Source organism: Desulfofundulus sp. TPOSR, from assembly GCF_011393055.1.
Lineage (GTDB): Bacteria > Bacillota > Desulfotomaculia > Desulfotomaculales > Desulfovirgulaceae > Desulfofundulus > Desulfofundulus kuznetsovii.
Genome location: NZ_JAAOEF010000001.1, coordinates 781,281 through 806,607, shown reverse-complemented (window position 1 = coordinate 806,607; position 25,327 = coordinate 781,281). Strand labels below are relative to the sequence as shown.

Here is a 25,327-nt window from a genome sequence, read left to right as displayed (position 1 = left end):
AGGAAAATCTGGGGCGCTGGTACCTATAGGGTCAGGGTGCCAAGCCAGTCCTAAGCCGGTTTACCCTAACCGAGTGCCAGGGGCGGTTAAAGAGGGTGGTGGGTGCTCAAACCCTGCTACCCTGGCTGGGCATCGCTTACCAGCAACTGCCTGCTGCACTGTAGGTGATATCCCTGGACGCAAGCCTAGTATACAGAGGGCTGTTCAAGAAGCCGATATTCCGTAATACGTATTCTGGGATTGCTTCGGGCCACCTGGATTGATCGAGGTTAAAGGTGGGGCCACCTGGCACCCTCTCAGATTCCTGAAATATAACAGCGCAGATGACCTGCTTGAGGGGGAACACTAGCCCGAAGATGGAGAAATGCTCTGGCCTCACGAGGTCTGTACTGCTCCTGTTCTTATGCTTGAATCTGGTTTATGCCAGGGCCTACTCTACCCTTCGGTTCCAGGTAGGAAGAAAGACGATTATTCGGAAGAAAGATAAACGAGATAACGAGATTAAGGGGAATACGAAGATGAGTGAATTTCGTCGGATTGTTGAAAAATTGGCATCATTGATTGATGAACTAAAGAATAATAAGCAAGGGATACGTCCGGAAGGCATACCTCGGATAGTTCAAGAAACTTTTGGTCGTGAGTACGGTGCGGTAAATTGTTACCCTGGAATTCCAGACCCTCATTGTCATGATATAGCACTGTTCATATCGCTGAGTTCACCATCATATGCAAAAGGCAAGGGACACCTGAACTGCAGGCAGGCCATAGAGAAACTTGTTCAGCATATGCAAGGAAGTTGTTATAGACGGACAAGAATAGCCTTACTAATCACAGACAACTGGGATCCGACAGCTTTTGATGATTGGAAAGCAAATATACGCAATATCAAAACTGAGGCTCATGTCGAAGCATACCTATTGGCAGAGAGAAACGTCTCAGAAATACATCTCTGACTCTCTGCATAACACAGGAAGCCAGATGATATGGGAGGAAGCGTTTCGCATGTCGCTGCTAATAGACGAAATAGGCCAGTTGTTAAGAACAGGTATACTGAAAGCAATCAACAAATTTAGGGAGGCACCACAGATCTTTTTCACCGAAGCTGACCTGCGCTCTTATTTGTACTATTGCCTGTATAGCACGAAAATGGAGATGAGGGTTAACGGTGTAACCATTAACTGCCTGCACCAGGAATACCCGAATAACTTTCGCTATAAACCTGCTGACCTTAACCAGCCGCCTCTTCCATTAGATTCAGCAGAAGGGGACAGAGGAAATTACGATTTTGTCGTGCTGAACCCCGACTTTGTACGCCTTTGCTTGGACGGAATTGCCGATGCAAACAGCCTTGAGGAAAAGTATAGATGCTTGGGCCACATCATCAATAAGGACTACAAGCTAGCCCTGCAACGAGAAAAGCAACAAGGCATTTTCAAGGATCACGATATTACCACTGAACTTTTATATGCTTTGGAGTACAAATATGTTACCAAGTTGCACAAAGTTTTTATTGATGGAATAAGAAAGGACATTGGAAAGTTACAGCTTGCCTATCAACAAAGTAAAGGAAATCTGCGTTGTATTTCCCTGGTCTTTTGTAACACATACCCCCACGGGAGAGACCTTCGGCAACAAAGTGACCATCTTGAGGAAGTAGTAAACATAATAAGGAATGCTCCTAGTGAGATATTGGCTATTTTTGTTCACTCTTATTACGTATTAGATAGCGGGGAACTAAAGAAGATAACACCCAAGCCATGCACAAATCACTGCCGGCATTCATGGGCCCGACAGTTTAAGTTTTAAATAGATACTGTCGCAAAACCAGAAACTGGATGGACGGCGGTCTTCCCTTAAGGAGCGACCCAGCACTCACTGCTACAACTATTCATTGGCACAGTCATTGAGCAATATGTAAATAACATGACTTCGAAGGCATTCCTTACCAGTGAGTGCTGGGCTGGAGGGCCGGATACGAAACACGCCCAGCACTCACAAGAGCCCATAATCTTCAGAGGCCTTTAACTTGGGTCTGCTCTTTGACTACCTGTCAAGTATGTTGCGTTCGGTGAGTGCTGGGCCGAGGTTAGCAAACCGGCAGCGCGAATCGCGCTGGTACCAGTATCGATATAATGATTGGGTTACTTAGGCTGTAACTATTTCATAAGGAAAGTAGACTTCCGGCGCATATGCAGCGCTGCCAGGTTTGCTCCGAGGCAAGCCGATGTTTCGTCCGGCCCGTAGCACGGAGCGACGGGGGACGACCGCCGCCCCGATAGTTATGCGACAGGACCTATTTCTCTCCAACCCGGACAACTTTTCTGGTCGGGCAAACTGGTTGAAAGGAGTTACTCCGGCCCCTCGAGCCCGCCGGCAGGAGAGCCTTTGAAAGGGAGGAACGGGCTCCGGCTTGCCGGCGTATAAAGTGGCACAGAAAGCAAGCACCAGCTTTTCAGGAAGGGAGACGGCAGGGGTTTTAGGAGTTCTAACTAAGAAAATTTTTTTCGGTGAAGACCACCTCTACGAGGTACTGGCCGTCGTAAATAAGGCCGGCTTTTTCTTTTTTCACGTGTTGACCCTCCATTCCTGATGCTTCACTTTACCCTGCGCAGCCTGCTCCGGCGGAGCGGGTTTGGTTTCTCCACCGTGGAACGAAGACTACCCTTGATTTCCTCGATGTACCCGTCTGCATGGACTTCGAAGAAGAAGCGGTGGGCCTCCCTGGCCAGGAAAGTGATTCCGCGCTCGGCAAAGAAACTCTCCCACAGATCCAGGGGGAGTTCCTCCGGCTCGGGGCAGCGGGCCAGTGTTTCCGCTGTCTCTACGTCGTCATGGGCACCGATTAACAAAAGCGGCGGGCCCAGGATCTCGAGCCACGGGTAAGACCGGGGCGGCCTGATGCGATGGCGGGCGGGCGCGGTGAAGGAAGCCGGTAGTTCCGCCGGTACGCGGGCCACAAAGCGAGCTATGGCAGCCTGCAGGTACTTGACCTGCACGGCCAGAATCAGGCGGTCGCCGGGAACGGCGGCGAACCCCCGGGCGCGCAGCGGCGAAAGCCGCTCGAAGGGTATGGCATTCCGCCAGAGCTTCTGGAAAAGCCCCCTTATAACCGCCTGCAGAAATTCCGGCGGCAGGGGAGCGGTAAGGCTGTGGGCCGCAGCCGCGTCGTATACCACGACCGGGAGGCCCCACACCGTGGTTTCGGTTCTGAGTAGCTCGTCCGAGGGGACGTAGCACTGCAGCCGGTGGCGCGAGCGCAGGGCTGCCAGACGTTGTGGCTGCCGGGCAACCCATACCGCCCACTCCAGGTGAGCATCCGGCTGACCTGCCTTTGTGGGGTTTTCCCGTGCCCAGGCCGCGTAGTCCTCCGCGTCGAAAGGCACGCGCACCGGCCAGTGCAGCGGGTGTTCATCCCGCGCCTCCTGGCAGGCACGGTTAGCAGCGGCCAAAAAGTCAAGGTAGGCGTTGTCGTCTCCGCCCCAGAGCCTCCTGTAATCCTCCGGCCCGTAGTCCACCCATATAAGGCGGTTGCCGTCGCAAGAGAAGCGAAATTTCGGCTGCATCTCCACACCCCCTAGAAACTGCCGGTTTCATGCTGGTAAAGCGAGAGCGTTTCTCTCAGCACTTCGGCCACTGCTTCCCGGAGCCAGCCCGGCTCCAGTACCTCTATAGCCGCGCCCCAGCTCAAGAGCCAGGGGATCATCTCCCCGGCGCCGGCCACCTCAAAACGCACCTCGATGCCCCCGTCCGGCAGCTCCTTTACGACCTGGCTGGGGTGGTAGCGGGTGACGCGGAACTTGTGGGCAAGGCCGGGACTGACCCGGAGGCGCACCGTCTCCGGGGGGCCGGGCTCCTCTTCCGTCCAGACACCCCAGGCGTGCGCGTAGGCATCCCGGAGCGAAAAGTCCTGCGGGATGGTGTAGGTGCTGCTTTCCACCAGCTCCAGGCGGTCGATGTGGTCGAGGCGAAAGACGCGCTTTTCGCCCGCGGCGAGGCAGCGGCCAACCAGGTACCAGATCCCGTGCCGGCAGAGCAGGCCGTACGGCTCGACCTCGCGTGTGGTCAGTTGCCCGTCGGAGGCGCGCCGGTAGGCCAACCGTACCCTTTTGGCCAGGCGGATGGCCTGGAGTATCCGCTCTACCAGGCGCGCGTTCTTCTGTGGGTTTGCCGGGCCGTGCCCCGAGACGTATACGTAGCGCTCCATCTCCTGCCGCAGGCGGCACCACTCGGCTACCCGCTGCAGTACGCTCTCGAAGACGAGCTTCAAAAGTACTTCGAACTGGTCGGGCAGGAGGTGCCGCTGCTGCGGGTAGAGGCTCAGGGCTAGGAGCAGGTCCAGGCCCGGATCGAACCGGGGCGCAGCGAGGTCGCGGGTGAAGATGTACGTGTGGCGGTCGCCCTTCTTCCGGGCCTCGATGGCCCGCGGTTCCCTGTCGATCTCCTCGCAGTCGTCCTCATAGTCGTAGGCCAGCGGGTCGAAGAGGAGGTTGATGCGCCGGATGATGCGCCGGATGGTCTTCTCGCTCGGTTCCCGGTCCTTGACCTCCCGGTACGCTTCCTTCAGCTCTTCCAGGGTGGCCCCGCCTGCGGGTGTTTTCTCGATCACCGTGAGCAGGATCTTGATGACCGCTTCCGGGTGGTCCCGGGTACGCGGGTACGGCATAGTGGCTCCCCCTCCCTTGTCCTTCTACCTGATGCCCGGGGCATTGTATTCCCGTCTCATTCTCCGTGGTCGTGAAACATTTCCCCCGGATCCATTCGTTTTGTATGTTCAGTAGAGGTTGTCGGCGTGCCGGTTCGTTCCATGGTGATAATACCAGGGCAGCCGGACACATAAGTGTCCGCCCGCGCAGGTGGTAAAGTTGAAGGGTTAGCGGAATCAGCGGTTGCAAATATACTAAATACGGACCAAAATAAAAAATGGCCTGCCAAGGGCCATCTGATTGAGGCAACAATACAATCATTACATTTTCCCCAGAAAAGGTCTTTGCACCCTGTTCCTACTGCCCGTTTACCTCTTCCGCCAGCTCCAGGATCCTGGCCAGCACCTTTAGCCTGCGGGCTTCGATGTCCTGGAAGTTCATGTTCGGGATATAATAGGCTTCCACTTCATCGTGGACTTTCTTGGCGCGGTGAATGAAGTCCACGGCTTCTTCCATGCAGCGCCGGTACATCTCCCGGGCGGTATCCCTTTCGGCCCGCAATACCGGGTCGGACACGGGCCTGACACAGGTCATGGTGTCCACAACCACGTCGCCGTTTTGGGGTTTATAATAGTGGGGCTCCACGGAGTTGACCACCGCCATATCCAGTCCCGGGATGACCAGGTGTTCGATCCGGGACGGGTCCAGGGCGCAGTGGTAGGCTTCCACGTCGAACCCGCGCATTAAAGCCGCATCCATAATCCGCCGGACCAGGGTGGTCTTGCCCGTACCGTCGTCGCCATTGACAATGTAACGTTTCTTTAAATGGCCAACGATGGTGTCCAGGTAGCTTACCGTCCCATCGGGGGTGATGGCCGTAGCAAAAAGGTGGCGGGCTTTGGGGTTATCTGTCTGGCGCGTTTGCCCCGCAAAAATCTCGTGGGTCAAGTCAAGCGCGAGCTTATCAAAGGCACCCACATTAAAGGCGCCGGTTTCCCGGTAATGGCTGCGCACCTCTTCCAAAAAGAGGTGGGCGGCGGCCAGGTAGCTGTAGGCCCGTTTAAACAGCCGCCCTATTTCCTGGTTTAAAGCCAGGATTTCCTTTTTATGTGCCCGCAGGCCTTCTTCGTTCCAGTGGTCCCCGAGGTGAACAATTTCATCCACCGCTCCCGGGTTCTTGGGATCAACCACATGCAGTGTCGTGTCTACCGTAGAAACCATTGCCCGCAGCAGCAGTTTCGAGAATGGCTACGGTTTCGGGTATAGTGTCGGGAATTTTGGCTTTGATGTCAATGCGCTTCCCGGTAACAGTAATCTCTTCAATCAAGAGATTAACCAGGCGCTTTTTCTCTTCAAGAGAAAGAGTGTCGAGAGTATCTCCAACCTGGGCAGCAAGCTCTTCTAACCGTTCCAATTCCTGCGCCGCCAGGTCGTGCCGGGAAAGTTCCCTTAAAATCCGCTCCCGGCGGCGCGAGAGGTACTCCCAGCGCTCCTTTATTTCCCTGAGCCGCTGTTCCATTTCAACTTCCGGTATCAAATCTTTTTGGAACATGGTCGCTACCCGTGACCGTTCTTTGGAGACTTGAACCAATTCTTTTTCGATGGTGGCAAGCTCGATTTCCAAAGCTTTGGCAATCTCGTCAGGAAAAGCGGCCTGCAGCTCTACGCGAAGCCTTTCCGGATTTGTCAGCCAACCTGAGACTCTTTCCCAAACGATTTCTTCTAATTCCGGAGCATTAAGATATTGGGATTTACAGCGTTCCCGACCCGGTATGCCTGGTGATTTCGCAGTGCAGACGTAATAAGCCCTCTTCTTTCCTTTTGACGTAACAAGATTCCCGTGTATAGTCGCGCCGCATTTTCCGCAGCGCATAAGGCCCGAAAGAAGATAAGGGTAAGTGCTGAAGCTGCGCCAGCGCCTTCGAGAGTTCTCAAAACGCTTTTGGGCTGCCTCCCAGGTTTGTTTATCAACAATGGCGGGGACAGAAATAGGGACCCACTCTTCGCGGGGTCTTTCTTTTCTGCTTACCCTTTCTTCAGGCGGCTTATATTTATTGAACTTGACATCCTTAGTATCATAGCGGCGGATATACAGGATGCCCGCATAAGCGCTATTGGCTAAAATACGTTTAACCGTTTGTTTGGCCCATTGTTTGCCTTTGGGACTAGGGATGCCCATGGCATTTAATCGCCGCGCTATTTCATACGGGCTGACGTCTTCCTCGGAAACGAACCATTGATACATAAGCCTGATGATTTTAGCCTCTTCTTCGATAATGTGCAGGGTATCTGTTTCTTTATCAAATTCATAGCCGTAAAGTCCAGGGCTATGAGTAAGTTTCCCCGCTTTTGCCTTGGCTCTTTTGCCAATTAAGGAGCGGAGCCTGGTCCTGGCGCGTTCGTATTCGTCAACGGCGCTAAGTACAGTTAAGTGAAAACGGTCTTCAGGGGTGTCGGTAAACTTGGAGTTGACAAAAATCAGCTCCGCTCCTGCTTTTTTAATCTCGTCAATCAATAAAAGCTGGTGTGCCACGCTGCGTGACAAACGGCTGGTATCCAAACAAACAAACCAGCGGATGCCGCCGGCTTTTAGCTTTTCCAGCGCCGCCACCAGGGCGGGGCGCTCTAAGATTGAGCCCGAGACCCCTTCGTCTATAAATTCTGTTATTTCAGTTGCGCCTAATTCCTGGGCCTTGGCCCTGCATTCCTCCCGCTGCGCCGCAATGGAATAGCCGCGTTCGGCCTGTTCCTCAGTGGACACTCGTAAATATATCAGTGCAGCGCTCACCTTCCCTGCCCCTCCTTCAGCCTCGGAATATTTGGATGTGCTTGCTGCAATTTCCTGCTAGACACAGGAAGGCGACAGAGAACAAAACGAATCGCTTCGCGGTAGGCTTGTTCACGTTCATCCTGGGAGCCGGTACGGGTTACTATTACTTCAAATTCCCGCTTTGCCAAGGCCCCCACCTCCTATTAAGGCCCGGTGGCCGGGCAAAAACCCTTCCACCTCTAAGCCTACCGTACCTCGAAGCAGATTCCAATTATCAAGCAAATAACTGCACTTTTTTCATTTCAGTTTATGCTGGAGGCGTCTATGGGACGACCCGGGGAGAAATAATTACCATTTCTAAGCCTTGGGCCTTTGAGACGGCAAGGCGGAGACAAAACAAAAACCCCTTCACCTTGCTGGTGAAGGGTCTGGTATAAGTTTCCGCCGTCAGTTTATTTCCCAATTTCTTCCTTAATTTTTGTTCTTACCCTTTCGCTAAAGCGGAACCCATTCTGTTCCAGGCTATCGAGGATTGGATCAATAGCAGGCAATAACCCCTTTTTTACACCAAGCGCCACAACGCCTAAGGTACCCATGATCCTTAAGCCCGAGTTTCTGGCGATACGTCGGGCTTTTTTCTCATCAACTAAAAGATAATCCGCCTTAACTTCCCTGGCTAAAACGATGGCTTCCGCTTCTCCCCGATCAAGGTCGGTTCTAAGTAGGGAAACCGCCAGAGCGTTTTGTACTTGGAGGGTCTCGATCCAGGTAGCTTCTCTGATTTCTTTCACACCGGGAAGTTCAGTTCCCTGTAGTACCACTTCATTGTATACACCTTGAGGAATAATAATTCGTCCAAATACGGCATGCAGGAGGTTTACTTGCTTAATCCGGGCTAAAGCAATAAGTGGTGTCGAGTTAGAGACCACTTTCATTTTGCAAAAACTCCTTAACGGTCGCCAAGTCTTCCTCTAGCTCGTCGAGATCATAGTTGAGAGGAATGTTATGTGCGGCCAAGAAATCGAGGAATTCCTGTTTGGAAACGTTGGCCAGTTCCGCCGCCTTGCCCAGGGATAAACTCCCATCTGCGTAAAAGGTTGCCGCCAGCCTCTTCAAGGCCTCCATTTTTACCCGTTGAGCCGATTCCTGGCCTTTGATGAACAGTTCTTTTGGCAACTCGAGATCAATCCTTATAGTTTGGTCCGGCATTTTATCGCCTCCCGGTAATACCAACTTTAGTAAAATCATACCATAAGAGATACACGTCCTCAACTTTATGTTTATTATAATCCATCTGTGATATTGTCACCTTGAAAAAATCTGTAACAGCTTGTAAGGCTTGCTTATGGCGGGCAGGAAGTCAATAGAGAGGAAAGAAAAGGCAAAATACAGTATAATGATAACGATGATTGCGGCAGCCATAAACATCAGCCGAGCAGAAAGACTGCTTAAGCCAAAAACAGCTGCCCGGGTAACAGTGACGAATGAAGGGGATGAAATGAGTTATGTTTAAAAAACCGGCCGTTCCTCTTGAACGCCGGCAGATGGAAGCTGCCCTGCAGTTGTGCCAGAAATGCAAGGGGTGGCAGGCGACGGATGAGGCGCTGGATTCCCTTGCCCGGTCTTTTCCGGACTTCGATTTCAAATCGACCCTGCTCAAAGCGGCAGCCGTCAACGCCCTCTACGGAACCCAGGTTTACGCCGTAGCAGAGGTGGCCGAACACTTATGCAGCGTCTTAGGAAATACCACGGTACCGGCTACTCCCGCCCTCGTAGAGGAGCTGGCAAAGGTGAAATTTGTCAGGGGGTCAAAGCACATAACATGGACGTTCCGGAGTTTTGCGTCCAAATTCGCCCACTTTTTTATTGTATAATGGACCCAGGATTTTAGACACGAAAAATGGGGGTCCTAAGCGACAAAATGGGTACTAGGAAACGAATACGAGAAGAAAATCCAAGACCTCTACGCCGAAGTCGACCGTTTAACCACTGAGCTGACCTGGCTTAAAAAAGAGTGGCCTCTGAGCTTAGCCGGGATGAGCGCCTGAGTTTGGTGGAATGGGGTCATCCAGAACTATCTATCAAGAAGCAAGCCGAGCTCTTAAGCTTAAACCGTTCCAGCTTATACTACCACCCCGTGCCTCCTTCCCCAGAAGAAATAGCCATAAAGCACCGCATCGACGAAATATACTCCGAGTTTCCCTTTTACGGTTCCGGGCGCATTACGGCCAGCTTCGAAAGGAGGGATTCCTGGTCAACCGCAAAGCCGTCCAGCGCCACATGCGAGAAATGGATATAGCCGCCATCTATCTCAAGTCTAACTTAAGCAAGAGAAACCGTGAGCATCGAGTATATCCCTACTTGCTGCGGGGCCTTCCCATTATTACGGTCATCCGGTCTGGCTGGCCGAGACGTTCATTGACCACACGCGTTTTACCGATGCCAAGGGATATAAGTATACTGATAGTCTAATAGGTCACCGTGCTGACGTAGTTGCACGTCACGCCGCTCAACACGGTCGGCGTGAGAAAAAGGCCGCCGGGCCGCGGCGTCTAACCAGCGACCCTGACGTCCAAGCAGCGACGCCCGGTGGCGAATAAGCGGCATCTTTCAGCCGTCGGCTGAAAGATCCGGTAATGAGGAACCGCCGCAAACCTTATTTAAAAACCACTACTTCGAAGGCTTGTCCGCTGTTTCTTGGGTAGACACGACCCTGTGGGGAGCGGTGCCGTCAAGCAATGCCACCTTGATGGCCGGAATAACTACTCCGTCCAGCGAGCCGTTGTCCGAGGAGCAGCAATGGAATTCCACGTCGTAACCCCGCTCCAGCATTTCTTCGCCAATCTTGCGCATAAAAGTTGACTTACCGACACCGGGTCCTCCTTTAATAACAAAAATGCGGGTGGCGTCGGGTTCAATAATGTAGTCGTAAAACGAGTAAAATCCCCGGCAGGTGTTGCCCCCCGGGAAAACCTTTTTTAGCCTGCCCTTATCCAATATGCGTACCCCCCAGATTGTTTTTGGGGAAATATATGCTTATTTACAAGTTAAAATGACACGTTGCTGCAATATTGGGATTAAAAAACCGGCTTCAAGAGAGTATGGCACCCTGAAAAGGCAGCCCTGGCAGCGGTTCCCCGCATCAATAGCCGCATGTTATAATGTAATTCAGTGACGAAAAAGGTGGAGTGTGGTCCCGGTGTACAGGACCCGCATTGTTGTTGCCGAAAGCGACAGGGATTTTCGCGCCCGGCTTAAAGAGATCCTGCGCCATGCAGGATACATGGTGATTGGGGAAACGCAGGACGGCCGGTCCTTGCTGCAAATGGTCTTTCAAACCACCCCGGAACTGGTGATTCTGGAGTACCGCCTTCCAGGCAGTGAGGGCATAGATGTGGCCGGCATTATCGAAGAGCATCATGTAGCCCCGGTGGTGCTTACGGCCGACTTGCACCAGCAAAATGTGGCCGAGCTGGTTCGTTCGCCCGGGGTTTACGGGGTGCTCCCCAGGCCATTGCAGGAGGAAATGGTGGTGCCGACCATTGAAATGGCCATGGCTTCCTTTGAGCGGACCATGCGGCTGGAAAAGGAAATTAGAGGCCTGCGCAAGACTCTGGAAGAGCGCAAGTTGACGGAGCGGGCCAAGGGTTTGCTTATGGAGAGAAAAGGAATGACGGAGCGGCAGGCCTATAAATACCTGCAAAAGATGAGTATGAATCGCTGCGTACCTTTAGCCCGGGTGGCCCGGGAAGTTATTATGGCCCTGGAAAAGTAATCTGTCGGTATTCACTTAACCTGCCAGGGTATGGCGTTGTCCACGTTCACTCCGGTGCTCCGTGCTGGGTATTTTGCATATTTTTGCGGCGGGGCTAACTGTATACAGTATTTCTTGTTAAGAACATCTTGATCTCCCGGGCAGTCTTGTTATAATCATCATTGTACGGTTTTTTTCAGGGCAATGGCGTCCTGATTCAGGCCTGTAAGGTAAACGCGGGCCTGAAGCAGGGCGTTTTTTGTTTTCTTGTCCCAGAGTTTTGGAAGGAGAGATCACCATGCCCACCCTGACGGCCGAAGACGTACTCCATAAAGCCCGGGAATACAATGTCAAGTTTATCCGGTTACAGTTTACCGATATTTTTGGTGTCTTGAAAAATATAGCCATCACTGTGGAGGAATTACCCCGGGCGCTGGAAGGCCGGGTGATGTTTGACAGTTCGGTGATCGAGGGTTTCGTCCAAAACCGTGAGTCGGACATTTACCTGCTTCCCGACCCGGCAACCTTTGTGATCTTTCCCTGGCGGCCCCGGGAAGGGGCAGTGGCCCGGTTGATCTGTGATGTGCTGACCCCCCAGGGTGAACCTTACGGTGCCTGTTCCCGGGCGGCTTTAAAGCGTGTGCTGGCCAGGGCGAAAGAAATGGACCTGGAGTTCCGGGTAGGAGCGCAGATCGAATTTTTCCTTTTCCATACCGATGCCCAGGGCAAGCCGACCGTTACCACCCACGACCGGGCAGGGTATTGTGACCTCACGCCGGTGGATCTGGGTGAGAATGCCCGCCGGGATATGGTGCTCACCCTCCAGGAGATGGGCCTGGATGTTTCTTCTTCCCACCACGAGATTGCGCCGGGGCAGCATGAAATCTTTCTTAAAGAAGATAACGCTTTAACTGTGGCCGACAGCATTGCCACCTTTAAATTTGTGGTGCGCACCATTGCCCAGCGGCACGGCCTGCACGCCTCCTTTATGCCCCGCCCCCTGGCCTGTTGCAACGGCTCGGGAATGCATTTGCACCAGTTTCTGTGGCGGGACGGTGAAAATGCCTTTTACGATCCTGCGGGGGAGCACCAGCTGAGCGAGCTGGCTTACCATTATATAGCCGGGTTGATTGCCCATGCCGGTGCCTTAACGGCGATTACTAATCCGCTGGTCAATAGTTACAAGCGTCTTGTGCCCACCGACCTGGCTCCCGTACTGGCTGCCTGGTCGGAGGAAAACCGCAGCACCATGATCCGTGTGCCGGCCCAGCGCCAGGAAGGCACCCGGGTAATTTTGCGCAGCCCCGACCCCACTGCCAATCCCTACCTGGCTCTGGCTGTCTCCCTGGCAGCCGGACTGGACGGCATCGAACGCGGCCTGGTGCCCGGGGCACCCCTGTCGGAGAATCATGCGCCGGTAAGGGAGCTGGTTCGCCGCATTGGCCTGCCCCGCAACCTGGCCGACGCTTTACGGGCCCTGGCCGGTGATGCGGTGATCCAGAACGCCCTGGGGCAAAAGATTACCGCTCGCTTCCTGGAAGCCAAGGAAGACGAATGGGAGCGCTATCAAGCCCAGGTGCACCAGTGGGAGCTGGATGAATATTTGACTAACTTTTAGTTCTGAAATTTTGTTACCAGGACATTTTAAAGAAACAATCCGGGGTGTTCCCGGTGGAAAAAATAGATGAGAAAGGGGGGATGGTTGGCAAAGAATTGGCTGGTATAGAGAGAAACGGCGGATAAAAAAATACCGGCTTGATGTTGATCACCAGGCCGGCAATAGAGAAGAAAGCATTTTTAGAAAGAACCACTGCCTTAATTTTACCGTGTTTTTTAGGAGGATGGAACAATGAGTTTTAGTAAAGGTGTTAATGCCACTGCAGCTACCCTGACCCGGCTGCGCACTGGTGAGAGCTATTGTCCCTTTAGCGGGATGTGTGTGACCTGTCTGGACGGCTGCCCCGGCCTTTGTGAAATAGGTAAATCTTCCGTGCGGGGCAAGGAAGTACTTTATCCCCAACCCTTTGGCAAAACCACCTCTGCTTCTCAGAAGGATTACCCGGTGGATTATTCCCACTTCAACATTCTGGGTACCACCGTGGGCGCCCACGGTATTGAAGCTGATCCCGACAAGGCCATTTTCCCGGCAGTCAGCCTGGAAACCGCCGTGGGAGCCAGCGCGGATTTAAAACTGAACCTGCCCATTGTAATTGCTGCCATGGGATCCACCAATGTGGCAGCCAATAACTGGGACCACCTGGCCGCCGGTGCGGCTGTTTCCGGAGTAGGCATTGTTGTTGGTGAAAACGTATGCGCCATGGACCCCAATGTGGAAATAAAGAACGGGCGGGTTGTCCATTCACCCAACCTTGCCAGGCGGGTGAAGGACTTCCAGGAGTGGTACAACGGCAGGGGGTTTATTGCCGTACAGGCCAATGTTGAAGATACCAAACTGGGGGTCCAGGAGTACGCCATTGAGAAGCTGGGCGTAGAGGCTGTGGAACTTAAGTGGGGCCAGGGGGCCAAGGACATCGGCGGCGAGGTTAAGCTGGACAGCCTGGAGCGGGCGCTGCAGCTGAAGAGCCGCGGCTACATTGTGCTGCCCGATCCCACGGACCCCAAAGTACAGGCGGCCTACCGGGCCGGTGCTTTCAGCGAGTTTGAGCGCCATTCGCGCATTGGCATGGTGGAATACGAGTCCTTTATGGCCCGGGTGGAAGAACTGCGCAAGGCCGGAGCAAAGTACGTCTTCTTGAAGACCGGCGCCTACCGTCCGGCCGACCTGGCCCGGGCAGTCAAATACGCTTCGGACGCCAGGCTCGACCTGCTCACCGTTGACGGTGCCGGCGGTGGTACCGGTATGAGCCCCTGGCGGATGATGAATGAGTGGGGCGTACCCACCCTCTACCTGCAGGCGCTGCTGGTCAAGTACCTGGATAAACTGGCGGCCAGGGGCGCCTATGTCCCGCCGGTGGCCATTGCCGGTGGTTTCACCCTGGAGGATCACATGTTCAAGGGACTGGCCATTGGTGCTCCCTACGTGAAAGCCATCGGCATGGCCCGCTCGCCCCTGACGGCGGCCATGGTAGGTAAGACCGTGGGCGAAGCCGTAAAATCCGGCAAGGTGCCCAATGAGTACAAGAAATACGGTGAGTCCCTTGAGCAGGTCTTCATTGCCGCCAGCGAGCTGAAGGAAAAACTGGGTGCCGAAGCCTTTGAAAAACTGCCCGTGGGAGCTATCGGTGTCTACACCTACTTTGAGCGGCTGGCCCAGGGCCTGCGGCAGTTCATGTGCGGCGCCCGCAAGTTTGCCCTGTCCTACATCACCCGGGACGATGTGACCGCCCTGACCAGGGAAGCAGCTGAAATTACCGGCATCAGGTACGTCATGGATGTGGATGCCGAAGAGGTTGAAGAAATTTTAGGTTAACACAAAAAAACTGTTGCCAAGGGCCGGGGTACGGATTATAATAAAAACATGCCAAAGGTTTATTTGTAGGGTACAATGATGTGCCCGGCTATGAACAGGCAATGACGCCCTCGACAGGCCATACGGCCTTGAAGAGGGCATTTTTCTTCCCGGGAAGGTGGTATTTTTTCCAGTAGTCCGGCAACGCCCGGCGGATTGGTTACCAGGAACAATTTGGGAGGAAAATCTCCATGGCGGAACAGAGAATAGTGCTGGTAGATAGCGATGCCACCTGGAGAAAGTCCATTAAAGCCGTGCTCACCAAGCTGGGATACTGGGTCGTGGGTGAGGCATCGGATGGCCTTTCGGGCCTCAAGCTGGTGCGCAGCCGGCAGCCGGATCTGCTGATCATCGAGGCCGGGGTGCCGGGCATGGACGGGCTGGAAGTGGCACGCATTCTCCATGAGGATAAGTTGGCCCCAGTGGTCGTGCTGGTTAACTCCATGAGTCCCGGCCTTTTAGAGAAAGCCAAAGAGGCGCGGGTATCGGCCCTCCTGACCAAGCCGGTGGATGAAAGTACCCTGTTGTCCGCCGTGGAACTGGCCCTGGCCAACTACCAGGAAATCATCAGGCTGGAAAGCCAGGTCCAGGAATTGAAGGAAGCCCTGGAAACCCGTAAATTAGTAGAAAAAGCCAAGGGAATCCTGATGGAGACACTGGGACTCACGGAAGCCGAGGCATTCCGGCGCATGCAAAAAAGCAGCATGGACAAACGCATTTCCATGCGTCAGGTTGCCGAAGCCATCATCCTGGCCCACAACTTAAAAAGTTAAGGTATAATGACGTACCGAAAAATGGGCAAAGGCGCCCTGTGGGGAATTAAGTCAGTATGAACTATTCCCCTGGGGCGCCTTTCCATTTTGAAAAATTTCAAGAAGGTGGTTGTTTTATGGACGAAGCAATTAAAAAAGAAGTACTGGCCAAAGCGAGGGAAATGGGCGTAAAGTTCATCCGCCTGCAGTTCACCGACATTCTCGGTGTGCTCAAGAACATGGCCATCACCGTGGAACAGCTGGAAAAGGCCCTGGACGGGGAGCTGATGTTTGACGGCTCTTCCATTCACGGATTTACCCGTATTGAAGAGTCCGATATGTACCTTCGTCCCGATCCCAGAACCTTTGCCGTATTTCCCTGGCGTCCCCGGGACGGTGCCGTGGCCCGCCTCATGTGCGATGTCTATAATCCCGACGGCACTCCTTATGCCGGCTGCCCCCGCAACACTCTCAAGCGGGTGCTGGCCCAGGCGGCGGAAATGGGCTTTACCATGAATGTGGGACCGGAGCTGGAATTCTTCCTTTTCCAGGTGGATTCCGAGGGACGTCCCACCCTGCGCACCCACGATAAGGCCGGTTACTTCGACCTCAGCCCTGTGGATCTGGGGGAGAACGCCCGCCGGGCTATGGTGCTCACCCTGGAAGAAATGGGTTTTGAAATTGAGGCCTCCCACCACGAGGTGGCTCCCGGCCAGCATGAAATTGACTTTAAGTATTCCGATGCCCTGGATTGTGCCGATAAAATTGTGACCTTCAAATTTGTGGTGCGGACCATTGCCCAGCGGCACGGTTTGCATGCCACGTTCATGCCCAAGCCCGTCTATGGCATTAACGGCAGCGGCATGCACACCAACCAGTCCCTCTTCCGGGGGAACGAAAATGCTTTCTATGACCCTTCCGCCCCCGACGGGTTGAGTGATATTGCCCGCTACTACATCGGAGGTCTAATGAAGCACGCCCGGGCCCTGGCCGCGATAACCAACCCCACGGTAAACTCCTATAAGCGTCTGGTGCCCGGTTATGAGGCCCCGGTTTATATTGCCTGGTCGGGGCGCAACCGCAGCCCGCTGATCCGCATCCCGGCCAAGCGGGGCATGTCCACCCGCATTGAGCTGCGCAACCCCGACCCGTCCTGCAACCCCTACCTGGCCCTGGCGGTCTGTCTGGCGGCCGGCCTGGATGGGATTAAAAACCGCATTGCGCCGCCGCCTCCCTGTGACCGCAACATTTACGAGATGACCGCTGCCGAGCGGCGGGAACTGGGCATCGAGAGCCTGCCCGCCAGCCTGGAGGAAGCTCTGCAGGAACTGGCCGGGGATGAGGTAATCAGGGGAGCTCTGGGCGAAGACATTTACACCAAGTTTGTCGAGGCCAAACAAAAGGAATGGGAAAACTACCGCGTCCAGGTTCACCCCTGGGAAATTGAAGAGTACCTAACCAAGTTTTAAAAAGTTTTGTTACCATCCTCCTAATAGCCCTGCCGGGGATACCCGGTAGGGTATTTTTTCCAGGGTAAAAAATTTGTCAAAAAGCCCTTTTCTTTTGAGGTATTTATGGTATATACTATAAACTAGCTTTAAAATAACGGTGCAACAACATAATTCGGGTACGATGTTGTATCCGGAAGGGGCAATGGGGCCCACATGCAGCAGGTGAGACCGCTATCCTGCAGGTGTGGCCTTTTTTTCGTAAATAGCCCCGGTTTTTTAGAAGGGAGAGGTTGAAGGCCCGTGGCTCAGTTGACTAACGATGATGTAAGGCATCTGGCCAAAGAACTGGGAGTGAAATTTATCCGCCTGCAGTTTACCGATATTTTCGGTGTGTTAAAAAACGTCTCCATTACCGTAGAACAGCTGGACAAGGCCTTAAATGGGGAAATGATGTTTGACGGCTCTTCCATTGAAGGTTTTGTTCGTATCGAGGAATCGGACATGTACTTGCGTCCCGACCCGGCCACCTTCGTAGTCTTTCCCTGGCGCCCCCGGGACGGGGCGGTGGCCCGGTTGATATGTGACATTTATAATGCCGACGGCACCCCCTTTATCGGCGACCCCCGTTACGTGCTCAAGCGTGTTATAGCCGAAGCCAGGGAAATGGGCTTTACCATGAACGTGGGTCCGGAGGCGGAATTTTTCCTCTTCCACGTGGACAGTGACGGCCGTCCCACCACCATCACCCACGACCGGGCGGGCTATTTTGACCTGACGCCTGTGGATTTGGGTGAAGATGCCCGGCGGGACATGGTCCTCACCCTGGAGCAGATGGGTTTTGAAATCGAAGCTTCCCACCATGAGGTGGCTCCCGGGCAGCACGAAATTGATTTTAAATATGCCGATGCCCTGGATACCGCCGACAAGGTGGTCACCTTTAAGTTTGTGGTGCGCACTATCGCCCAGAGGCACGGGCTTCATGCCTCCTTCATGCCCAAGCCCATATTCGGCATTGCCGGTTCGGGCATGCACTTAAACCAGTCCCTTATGAAAAACGGGGAGAATGCCTTTTACGATCCCCAGGCACCCCTGCAGTTGAGCGATACAGCCCTGTATTACATCGGCGGCTTGATGAAGCACGCCCGGGCCATTGCCGCCATAACCAACCCGACGGTAAACTCGTACAAGCGTCTGGTTTCCGGTTACGAGGCACCGGTGTATATCGCCTGGTCCTCCCGCAACCGCAGCCCCCTCATCCGTATTCCGGCCAAGCGGGGCCAGTCAACCCGCATCGAGCTGCGCAGCCCGGACCCGTCCTGCAACCCGTACCTGGCCCTGGCAGTGTGCCTGGCGGCGGGGCTGGACGGTATTAAAAATCGCATTTTGCCTCCGCCGCCCTGCGACTGCAACATTTATGAAATGAGTGCCAGGGAACGGGAGGAGCGGGGCATCGGCTGCCTGCCCGAGAGTTTGAAGGAAGCCCTGGATGAGCTGGAGCGGGACGAGGTGATCAAGGAAGCTCTCGGCCCCCACGTATACAGCCGCTTCATGGAGGCAAAGCGCATCGAATGGGACCGTTATCGCGTGCAGGTGCATCCCTGGGAGATTGAGGAGTATCTGACCAAGTACTAGGCGTGCTCGCTGGAGGACGGCGTAGTACCTTGCGGAAGGGCCGGACGGGCCAGGAAGCCGGCCGAACTTGAGCACCGGGGGGGGGGCGACCGCCCCCAAATATGCGAAAATAAATTGAACCGGTACAACGGTGTGCCGGGGTAACGAGGGCAACGAGGCCCACGTGCAGGTCACCTTTCAAGGAGGAAAATGTCCATTTCCATCCCACAGGCCTGCCGTGGGCTTTTTTAGTCTTTTTTACAACTTTAGTCTATAGTCTATCGGGGAAGGAGTGACGGAAATGCCTCGAGTTGTGGTCAAGCCGGAAGTCTGTATTGGTTGCCACCTGTGTGAGGTCTGGTGCGTGGTGGCACATTCACGCAGTAAAAACATTCTCAAAGCATTTCTCCATGAAACACCACGGCCGGTACCCCGGGTGGTGGTGGAAGAAAACCTGCCCTTTACCCTCCCCGTGCATTGCCGGCACTGTACCGAACCGTCCTGCGTGGAGGCATGCATCAGCGGGGCACTGTACAGGGACCCCCTCACAGGCCGGGTGGAACACGATGCCGGACGCTGTGTAGGCTGCTACAGCTGCGTTATAGCCTGTCCCTACGGGGCAGTGGTCATCGATGAAGTCAACCGCAAAGTAGCCAGGTGCGATCTGTGTAAGGAAATGGGAGAACCGGCCTGCGTGAAGCAGTGTCCCAACCGGGCACTGGTTTATCAGGATTCGTTCACCAGTTAGGCAAGGGGGAAGCTTATGGAGAGGTTTGATTATCTGATCATTGGTAACTCGGTGGGTGCGGTGGGTTGCATTGAAACCCTGCGTTCATTCGATAAAAGCAGTTCCATAGCTGTTATCGGGGAAGAACCACACCATGTCTATTCCCGGGCCCTGCTGCCCTATTACCTGGATAATGAAGTGCCCGTGGAGAAAATGCTCTACCGCCCGGTGGATTTCTATGAGCGTCTGGGAGTTACCCCTGTGCTTGGCCGGCGGGCGGTGGGCCTGGATACGGCCGGACACGTGGTAAAACTGGATGACGGCCGGACCATCTCCTATGGAAAACTGCTGCTGGCCACCGGCGGGCGGCCCATTGTACCCCCCATACCGGGACTGGATACGGAAAAGGAGAACATCTGCAACTTTGTGGCGTTGCAGGATCTGCAGCGCATCAGCCGGTTGCTCCCGTCGGCGGGGCGGGCGGTGGTGCTCGGCGGGGGGATCATCGGCCTTATGGCAGCCGAGGCGCTGCATAAAAAGGGTCTGGAGGTCGGTGTGGTGGAACTGGCTCCCCGGGTGCTGGCGCCGGTGGTGGATGAGTTTACCTCCCGGCTGATTGAGGAGGCCTTCCGCCGGTCCGGCGTGGCCATATACACCGGAACCACCTTTAAAGAAGTCCAGGGCGGGGAGCGGGCCACCGGAGTGGTGCTCACCGACGGTACTTCCCTCCCCTGCGACCTGCTGGTGGTGGCCGTGGGTGTGGTCCCCCGGGTGGACCTGGCCAGGGAAGCCGGACTGGCCGTGAACCGGGGTATTCTGGTGAATCAACAGATGGAAACATCCGCTGCCGGTGTTTATGCCTGTGGAGACTGTGCCGAAGTTTACGACTTCCTGATGGGTAACCGGCGCGTGCTCCCCCTGTGGCCCAATGCCTACGCCGGCGGCCGGGTGGCCGCGTACAACATGCTGGGTATGAAGCGGGAATATGACCGGGCCACCTCCATGAATGCCATGCACTTTTTCGACCTGAACATTATCACGGCCGGTCTCAACACGGCAGGGGAAAAGGATGGCTTTGAGGTTATCAGCCGTTTTGATGCCGGCTCCCGCAGCTACCGGAGATTTGTGTTGAAGGACGACCGCATTTACGGGTTTACCCTGGTGACCGGGATTGCCCGGGCGGGTATCTTTCTTCACCTGATGCGCCGGGGTTGCCCTGTTACTTACTTTAAAGAGAAGCTCCTGGAGGAGGAATTCGGTTACCTGGCCATTCCGGAAGGCCTGAGACGGGAGTTGCTGATGGATGAAGGAGTGATGAGCGAACATGCAGCCGCAAATCAGTGAGCGTTACCTGCCTGAAAAAGATTCCCAGGCCTGCGGTTTGTTTGGAGTAATGAACACGGCCGGGGAAAGGTTTGGCGGGGAAATGGCCATAAACGCCATGGTGAACATGAAGGTGCGGGGTAACGGCCTGGGCGGCGGTTTTGCCATTTACGGGCTTTACCCGGAGTACAAGGATTATTACGCCCTGCACATCATGTTTGAGCGTCATCAACTGGGGGCCAAAGAAATAGTGGATGAATTTCTGGCCGACCATTTCCACGTGGTCTATGATGAAGAAATCCCCACCAATAAAAAGGCAACGGTTCTGAACCCGCCGGTGGTGTGGCGTTATTTCGTATCTCCCCGCCAGCACCTGGAAGAAGGAAATAACCTGTCAGATGACGAGTTCGTGGTGGAAAAAGTGATGTACATCAACACCCGGATCGATGGTGTTTACGTCTTTTCTTCCGGGAAGGACATGGGCGTTTTTAAAGGGGTGGGTTTCCCCGAGGAGATTGCCGATTACTTTATGCTTGACCGGCTGTACAAGGGATACATCTGGACCGCCCACAGTCGTTTTCCCACCAATACGCCCGGATGGTGGGGCGGGGCACACCCTTTTTCCATCCTGGACTGGACGGTGGTGCATAACGGTGAGATTTCTTCTTACGGCACCAACCGGCGTTATCTGGAAATGTTTGGCTATTACTGTACCCTTTATACGGATACGGAAGTAATGGCCTATGCCGTGGACCTGCTCATGCGCCGGCAGGGCCTGCCCATAGAAGTGGTGTCCAGGATCTTCGCCGCCCCCATGTGGGACATCATTGAACATATGGAACCGGAACGCCGGGAGCTTTATAAGACCCTGCGCATGGCCTACGCCCCTCTGCTGATGAACGGCCCCTTTACGGTTATCGTCGCCCATCATAACGAAATGTTCGGCCTGACCGACCGCATCAGGCTGCGGCCAATTACAGCTGCTGCGGCGGGGGATTTTGTCTTTCTTTCTTCCGAAGAGGCGTCCATCCGGGCCGTGGCTCCCCGGCTTGACCTGGCCTGGACGCCGCCGGGGGGCGAGCCGGTAGTGGCCCGGCTGCACACTAAGGACCATCTGGCCAGCCTGGCCCGTGCCGTGTAATAAGTTAATATGGTGCCAGGCACCTTATTAACTTATGTGCTGACCGGTATTTAACAAGATCACACATAATGAGGGTGAGATAGCATGTTTTCCCATCTGTTACCCGAGTTTCTGGTTGAACGCCGCAGTGACCGGTGTATAAAATGCCGGGTCTGTGAGCGGCAGTGTCCCAACGGGGTTCACCATTACGATACAGAACTGGACCTCATGTTCAGCGATGAAAGCCCGTGTGTGGGGTGCCAGCGTTGTGTGGTGTTCTGCCCCACCAACGCCCTTTCTGTATACCCGCACCCGACGACCTATCGTCCCAATGCCAGCTGGACCAGGGAGAAGCTGCAGGATTTAAAGAAACAGGCCGAGACCGGAGGGGTTATTCTGACCGGCAGCGGCAATGACAAGCCCTACCGGATTTACTGGGACCACCTGGTCCTGAATGCCTCCCAGGTAACCAACCCTTCCATTGACCCGCTGCGGGAGCCCATGGAACTGCGTACTTACCTGGGGCGCAAGCCGGATACCCTGGAAGTGGAAGTATGTGGAGACAAAGTGTCCATTACATCCCGGCTTTCACCCAATGTGCCCGTGGAAACGCCCATTCTTTTCTCGGCCATGTCCTACGGTGCCATCAGCTACCAGGCCTTTGTGTCCCTGGCCATGGCCGCTAAAGAGTTCGGTACCCTCTTCAATACCGGTGAAGGCGGTCTGCCCCGGGAAATGCGGGAAAAGTTCGGCCAAAATGCCGTCGTGCAGTGTGCCAGCGGGCGCTTTGGGGTGGACCCGGAGTATTTAAACTCGGCGGCGGTGGTGGAAATCAAGATCGGCCAGGGGGCCAAACCGGGTATTGGCGGTCACCTGCCGGGAGAAAAGGTGGCGGCCAACATTGCCCTGACCCGGATGATCCCTGAAGGTACCGATGCTCTCTCCCCGGCGCCGCAGCATGACATTTATTCCATTGAAGACCTGTCCATGCTCATCTATGCCTTGAAGGAGGCCACCAACTACGAAAAGCCGGTATCCGTCAAGATTGCGGCGGTGCACAACGTGGCGGCTATTGCCTCCGGCATAGTCAGGGCCGGAGCAGATATCGTGGCCATTGACGGCCTGCGGGGCGGTACCGGTGCCGCGCCCAAAGCCATCCGGGATAACGTGGGTATTCCCATCGAGCTGGCTTTAGCGGCAGTGGACCGGCGGCTGCGGGAAGAGGGCATCAGGCACAAGTGCTCCATCATTGCGGCCAGCGGTATCCGCTGCAGTGCGGACGTGGTCAAAGCCATTGCCCTGGGGGCGGACGCGGTGTACATCGGTTCGGCGGCACTGGTGGCCATGGGCTGCACCCTGTGCCAGAAATGCTATACCGGCAAATGTGCCTGGGGTATCTGCACCCAGGATCCCTACCTCACCCGCCGCCTGAACCCGGAAATCGCCAGCCAGCGGCTGGTCAACCTGCTGCGGGGCTGGAGCCATGAGATCAAGGAAATGCTGGGCGGCATGGGCATTAACGCCATTGAAAGCCTGCGGGGCAACCGGGAACACCTGCGCGGGGTGGGCCTGGAGGGCTGGGAACTGGACGTGCTGGGAGTAAAAGGAGCGGGGGAGTGAGAACATGGCGGTAAGCTGTGCCCGATATGGGCTGCGGGAAATGTTTTTAGGTGGTGTTAGATCCCTTGATGAACTGAGGAGCCGCCTTTCAATAGATGGACAGGAGGCGGAAATAGACGCCCGGGATCTTGTGCACAAGGAAGTAAATGATCTGATCCGGGAAGCGGCCCTTTCCGGTGCCCGCAAGATCACCCTGCTGAACGTTTGCGGGCAGCGTTACATCGGGACGCGGCTCTTCCTCCCACAGCAGGAAGGCAAAATAGAAATTCATGTTTATTCCACGCCGGGCAACGACCTGGGAGCTTTCCTGGCCGGGCACCGCATCGTGGTGCACGGCAATGCCCAGGACGGGGTGGGCAATACCATGGATGACGGCGAGATCGTGGTTCACGGGCGGGCAGGGGATATCGTGGCCATGGCCATGCGCGGCGGCAGGATTTTTATCCGGGACAGCGTCGGTTACCGGGCGGCCATTCATATGAAGGAGTATACCGGCAAGGTGCCGGTACTGGTAATCGGCGGGACGGCCCAGGACTTCTTTGGCGAGTACATGGCCGGGGGTATTGTGATCCTGCTGGGCCTAAACCTCAAGCCGGGCGAGCGCCACCACGCCCACTACATCGGTACGGGCATGCACGGCGGGGTAATTTACCTGCGGGGAGAAGTTGCCCCCCACCAGCTGGGCAAGGAAGTGGGCGTGCTGGAGCTGGATGACAAGGACCGTCGGCTTTTACACCAGTACGTTGGTGAATTTGCCCGGCACTTTAACCTCAATGCGGAAAGCATCCTGGATGACCGTTTTGTCAAACTGATGCCGGTATCCAAAAGACCTTACGGCAGGATTTACGCCTATTAGACCACAGAAGATAAATGGCCGCCGTTTTGCACGAAGCGAGCGACCTTGAGCCGAGCCAGGTGCCAAACTTGGCGAGACCGAGGGCGGAGGCGGGGCCGAGGGCATGGATGCCCGAGGCCGGCCCCTGAGGCATGGATGCCGAATGGGCCGGGAACCCCGCCGGAGCCCGAGGTCGAGCACTAGTTTGGCCTGCGAGGCGAACGGAGCGAGCGCGTGCAAACGGCGGCAATTACTATTTTCAGGGTAGAGATACCTACTGGATCTTGACCACGGACTCTTGCGTTAATCCGATATTCAATGTGCGGGTTTTATGTTAAAATAAACGTATCACAGAAAGAACGGGGGGATAGGCGTGAAACATACCTTGGCGGTGCTGGTGCTGAACAAGCCGGGGGTGCTGGCCCGGATTTCCGGCCTGTTGAGCAGGAGGGTATTCAATATAGAAAGTATTGCCGCCGGTTACACCGAGGAGCCGGACATCACCCGCATTACCATTGTGGTTAACGGCGACGACCGGGAACTGGATCAAGTGGTTAAACAACTATCCAAGCTGGTGGACGTGATCAAGATTCAGGAACTGCACAGCAGTGAATCCATTGAGCGGGAGCTGGCCCTGATCAAGGTGAAGGCTGATGCAGCCCGCCGCTCCGATATTGTCGATATTGTCGAGATCTTCCGGGCGAACATTGTGGACGTCAACCGGGAAACAATGGTTATTGAACTGACGGGCGATGAAGAAAAGATCAACGCTCTGTGCGCGGTGCTGGAGGATCACGGCATTGTCGAAATGGTGCGTACCGGTAAAATTGCCTTGTGCCGCGGCCCGGGAGCAGCCAAGTATTATCAGGAACAGTAAATAATACCCTTTTTTAACCAGGTATTGACATAACCCGCGCCCAGGTGTATATAATATGTTATACTGGTAGTTTTGCCTCGAATTTAAGGAGGGTATGGCTGGTGGCTCAGGTGAAGAGAATTATGGTTAGCCTTCCCGACAATCTCCTGGCCGAGGTAGACGGGATTGTGGCTGCAGAAAGACTAAACAGGAGCGAACTGATCCGGGAGGCCATGCGCTTCTACATTGCCGAACGCAAGCGCCGGCAGCTACGGGAGCAGATGAAAAAGGGGTATCAGGAAATGGCCAAAATCAACCGGGAATTAGCTGCTGAACACTACCGGCTGGAGGCGGAAGCGGTAGGACAATATGAGAAGGCGGAGGTAAAATAAATCA

The 25,327-nt window shown here is 54.9% G+C and carries 23 protein-coding genes and 2 pseudogenes; 17 read left to right on the top strand and 8 right to left on the bottom strand.

What is annotated here, in order from left to right:
- Window positions 1-518: 518 nt before the first annotated feature.
- On the top strand, window positions 519-953 hold the full coding sequence (locus G7K71_RS04060; protein ID WP_166343699.1) for a hypothetical protein: 435 nt from the start codon (window positions 519-521) through the stop codon (window positions 951-953).
- A 49-nt stretch (window positions 954-1,002) separates the two neighbouring features.
- Window positions 1,003-1,806: a hypothetical protein gene (locus G7K71_RS04055; protein WP_166343697.1), complete on the top strand. Its 804-nt coding sequence runs from the start codon at window positions 1,003-1,005 to the stop codon at window positions 1,804-1,806.
- Window positions 1,807-2,594: 788 nt separating this feature from the next.
- Here G7K71_RS04055 and G7K71_RS04050 read toward each other — a convergent pair.
- The 7 genes from G7K71_RS04050 to G7K71_RS04020 form a co-directional block, all read right to left on the bottom strand.
- Window positions 2,595-3,563 carry a hypothetical protein gene (locus G7K71_RS04050; protein WP_166343695.1) on the bottom strand — a complete coding sequence of 323 codons (969 nt, stop codon included), beginning with the start codon at window positions 3,561-3,563 and terminating at the stop codon, window positions 2,595-2,597.
- 11 nt (window positions 3,564-3,574) lie between these two features.
- On the bottom strand, window positions 3,575-4,663 hold the full coding sequence (locus G7K71_RS04045) for a YafY family protein (protein WP_166343693.1): 1,089 nt from the start codon (window positions 4,661-4,663) through the stop codon (window positions 3,575-3,577).
- 337 nt (window positions 4,664-5,000) lie between these two features.
- Window positions 5,001-5,864, bottom strand: coding sequence for a hypothetical protein (locus tag G7K71_RS04040; RefSeq protein WP_166343691.1), 864 nt, complete (start codon window positions 5,862-5,864; stop codon window positions 5,001-5,003).
- On the bottom strand, window positions 5,827-7,431 hold the full coding sequence (locus tag G7K71_RS04035; protein ID WP_166343689.1) for a recombinase family protein: 1,605 nt from the start codon (window positions 7,429-7,431) through the stop codon (window positions 5,827-5,829). The genes G7K71_RS04040 and G7K71_RS04035 overlap by 38 nt, the downstream gene beginning before the upstream one ends.
- Window positions 7,428-7,610, bottom strand: a complete 183-nt coding sequence (locus G7K71_RS04030; RefSeq protein ID WP_313884884.1) for a hypothetical protein — start codon at window positions 7,608-7,610, stop codon at window positions 7,428-7,430. The genes G7K71_RS04035 and G7K71_RS04030 overlap by 4 nt, the downstream gene beginning before the upstream one ends.
- A gap of 255 nt (window positions 7,611-7,865) precedes the next feature.
- The gene (locus G7K71_RS04025; RefSeq protein WP_166343685.1) at window positions 7,866-8,348 is read right to left on the bottom strand and encodes a DUF3368 domain-containing protein; all 483 of its coding nucleotides are present in this window, start codon (window positions 8,346-8,348) and stop codon (window positions 7,866-7,868) included.
- Window positions 8,332-8,622 (bottom strand): UPF0175 family protein, encoded by a 291-nt coding sequence (locus tag G7K71_RS04020; protein WP_166343683.1) that lies wholly within the window; start codon window positions 8,620-8,622, stop codon window positions 8,332-8,334. Before G7K71_RS04020 ends, G7K71_RS04025 begins: the two co-directional genes overlap by 17 nt.
- Window positions 8,623-8,918: 296 nt before the next feature.
- On the opposite strand from G7K71_RS04020, the gene G7K71_RS04015 reads away from it, so the two are divergent.
- Both G7K71_RS04015 and G7K71_RS19245 read left to right on the top strand, forming a co-directional pair.
- On the top strand, window positions 8,919-9,287 hold the full coding sequence (locus G7K71_RS04015) for a hypothetical protein (protein ID WP_243174552.1): 369 nt from the start codon (window positions 8,919-8,921) through the stop codon (window positions 9,285-9,287).
- Between the two features lie 69 nt (window positions 9,288-9,356).
- Window positions 9,357-9,789: pseudogene (locus tag G7K71_RS19245) on the top strand (IS3 family transposase); the annotation flags it as partial.
- A 333-nt stretch (window positions 9,790-10,122) separates the two neighbouring features.
- Here G7K71_RS19245 and G7K71_RS04010 read toward each other — a convergent pair.
- A pseudogene (locus G7K71_RS04010) lies at window positions 10,123-10,410 on the bottom strand (ATPase); the annotation flags it as partial.
- Window positions 10,411-10,612: 202 nt separating this feature from the next.
- On the opposite strand from G7K71_RS04010, the gene G7K71_RS20010 reads away from it, so the two are divergent.
- The 13 genes from G7K71_RS20010 to G7K71_RS03945 all read left to right on the top strand — a co-directional run bounded on the left by G7K71_RS20010 (window position 10,613) and on the right by G7K71_RS03945 (window position 25,323).
- A complete protein-coding gene (locus tag G7K71_RS20010) occupies window positions 10,613-11,188 on the top strand; it encodes an ANTAR domain-containing protein (protein WP_166343679.1) in 576 nt (191 codons plus the stop codon).
- Window positions 11,189-11,465: 277 nt separating this feature from the next.
- Window positions 11,466-12,785: a type I glutamate--ammonia ligase gene (gene glnA / locus G7K71_RS04000; protein WP_166343677.1), complete on the top strand. Its 1,320-nt coding sequence runs from the start codon at window positions 11,466-11,468 to the stop codon at window positions 12,783-12,785.
- A gap of 231 nt (window positions 12,786-13,016) precedes the next feature.
- The gene (locus G7K71_RS03995) at window positions 13,017-14,597 is read left to right on the top strand and encodes an FMN-binding glutamate synthase family protein (RefSeq protein WP_166343675.1); all 1,581 of its coding nucleotides are present in this window, start codon (window positions 13,017-13,019) and stop codon (window positions 14,595-14,597) included.
- Window positions 14,598-14,827: 230 nt separating this feature from the next.
- Window positions 14,828-15,409, top strand: a complete 582-nt coding sequence (locus G7K71_RS03990) for an ANTAR domain-containing response regulator (RefSeq protein ID WP_013821661.1) — start codon at window positions 14,828-14,830, stop codon at window positions 15,407-15,409.
- Window positions 15,410-15,525: 116 nt separating this feature from the next.
- Window positions 15,526-16,857 (top strand): type I glutamate--ammonia ligase, encoded by a 1,332-nt coding sequence (glnA, locus tag G7K71_RS03985; RefSeq protein ID WP_166343673.1) that lies wholly within the window; start codon window positions 15,526-15,528, stop codon window positions 16,855-16,857.
- Window positions 16,858-17,139: 282 nt separating this feature from the next.
- The gene (gene glnA, locus G7K71_RS03980; RefSeq protein ID WP_013821663.1) at window positions 17,140-18,471 is read left to right on the top strand and encodes a type I glutamate--ammonia ligase; all 1,332 of its coding nucleotides are present in this window, start codon (window positions 17,140-17,142) and stop codon (window positions 18,469-18,471) included.
- Between the two features lie 280 nt (window positions 18,472-18,751).
- A complete protein-coding gene (locus tag G7K71_RS03975) occupies window positions 18,752-19,198 on the top strand; it encodes a 4Fe-4S dicluster domain-containing protein (RefSeq protein ID WP_166343671.1) in 447 nt (148 codons plus the stop codon).
- Between the two features lie 15 nt (window positions 19,199-19,213).
- Window positions 19,214-20,521 (top strand): NAD(P)/FAD-dependent oxidoreductase, encoded by a 1,308-nt coding sequence (locus G7K71_RS03970; protein WP_166343670.1) that lies wholly within the window; start codon window positions 19,214-19,216, stop codon window positions 20,519-20,521.
- On the top strand, window positions 20,502-21,641 hold the full coding sequence (locus G7K71_RS03965; protein ID WP_166343668.1) for a glutamine amidotransferase family protein: 1,140 nt from the start codon (window positions 20,502-20,504) through the stop codon (window positions 21,639-21,641). The genes G7K71_RS03970 and G7K71_RS03965 overlap by 20 nt, the downstream gene beginning before the upstream one ends.
- Window positions 21,642-21,725: 84 nt before the next feature.
- Entirely contained in the window at window positions 21,726-23,240 is a 1,515-nt protein-coding gene (locus tag G7K71_RS03960; RefSeq protein ID WP_166343666.1) for a glutamate synthase-related protein, read from the top strand.
- Window positions 23,241-23,244: 4 nt separating this feature from the next.
- Entirely contained in the window at window positions 23,245-24,096 is an 852-nt protein-coding gene (locus G7K71_RS03955; RefSeq protein ID WP_166343664.1) for a hypothetical protein, read from the top strand.
- A 352-nt stretch (window positions 24,097-24,448) separates the two neighbouring features.
- Window positions 24,449-24,952, top strand: a complete 504-nt coding sequence (gene ilvN, locus G7K71_RS03950) for an acetolactate synthase small subunit (RefSeq protein ID WP_121450485.1) — start codon at window positions 24,449-24,451, stop codon at window positions 24,950-24,952.
- A 101-nt stretch (window positions 24,953-25,053) separates the two neighbouring features.
- The gene (locus G7K71_RS03945; protein WP_313884883.1) at window positions 25,054-25,323 is read left to right on the top strand and encodes a ribbon-helix-helix protein, CopG family; all 270 of its coding nucleotides are present in this window, start codon (window positions 25,054-25,056) and stop codon (window positions 25,321-25,323) included.
- The last annotated feature ends 4 nt before the right edge of the window (window positions 25,324-25,327 follow it).

Bases quoted from the DNA above. Each gene is read 5' to 3' on its own strand.
- glnA (WP_166343673.1), top strand. From the start codon at position 15,526: ATGGACGAAGCAATTAAAAAAGAAGTACTGGCCAAAGCGAGGGAAATG.
- G7K71_RS03970 (WP_166343670.1), top strand. From the start codon at position 19,214: ATGGAGAGGTTTGATTATCTGATCATTGGTAACTCGGTGGGTGCGGTG.
- G7K71_RS03965 (WP_166343668.1), top strand. From the start codon at position 20,502: ATGCAGCCGCAAATCAGTGAGCGTTACCTGCCTGAAAAAGATTCCCAG.
- G7K71_RS04020 (WP_166343683.1), bottom strand. From the start codon at position 8,622: ATGCCGGACCAAACTATAAGGATTGATCTCGAGTTGCCAAAAGAACTG.
- G7K71_RS03995 (WP_166343675.1), top strand. From the start codon at position 13,017: ATGAGTTTTAGTAAAGGTGTTAATGCCACTGCAGCTACCCTGACCCGG.
- G7K71_RS04050 (WP_166343695.1), bottom strand. From the start codon at position 3,563: ATGCAGCCGAAATTTCGCTTCTCTTGCGACGGCAACCGCCTTATATGG.
- glnA (WP_166343677.1), top strand. From the start codon at position 11,466: ATGCCCACCCTGACGGCCGAAGACGTACTCCATAAAGCCCGGGAATAC.
- G7K71_RS04040 (WP_166343691.1), bottom strand. From the start codon at position 5,864: ATGGTTTCTACGGTAGACACGACACTGCATGTGGTTGATCCCAAGAAC.
- G7K71_RS04025 (WP_166343685.1), bottom strand. From the start codon at position 8,348: ATGAAAGTGGTCTCTAACTCGACACCACTTATTGCTTTAGCCCGGATT.
- G7K71_RS03960 (WP_166343666.1), top strand. From the start codon at position 21,726: ATGTTTTCCCATCTGTTACCCGAGTTTCTGGTTGAACGCCGCAGTGAC.
- G7K71_RS04060 (WP_166343699.1), top strand. From the start codon at position 519: ATGAGTGAATTTCGTCGGATTGTTGAAAAATTGGCATCATTGATTGAT.
- G7K71_RS04015 (WP_243174552.1), top strand. From the start codon at position 8,919: ATGTTTAAAAAACCGGCCGTTCCTCTTGAACGCCGGCAGATGGAAGCT.
- G7K71_RS03975 (WP_166343671.1), top strand. From the start codon at position 18,752: ATGCCTCGAGTTGTGGTCAAGCCGGAAGTCTGTATTGGTTGCCACCTG.
- G7K71_RS04045 (WP_166343693.1), bottom strand. From the start codon at position 4,663: ATGCCGTACCCGCGTACCCGGGACCACCCGGAAGCGGTCATCAAGATC.
- G7K71_RS03955 (WP_166343664.1), top strand. From the start codon at position 23,245: ATGGCGGTAAGCTGTGCCCGATATGGGCTGCGGGAAATGTTTTTAGGT.
- G7K71_RS03990 (WP_013821661.1), top strand. From the start codon at position 14,828: ATGGCGGAACAGAGAATAGTGCTGGTAGATAGCGATGCCACCTGGAGA.
- G7K71_RS04055 (WP_166343697.1), top strand. From the start codon at position 1,003: ATGTCGCTGCTAATAGACGAAATAGGCCAGTTGTTAAGAACAGGTATA.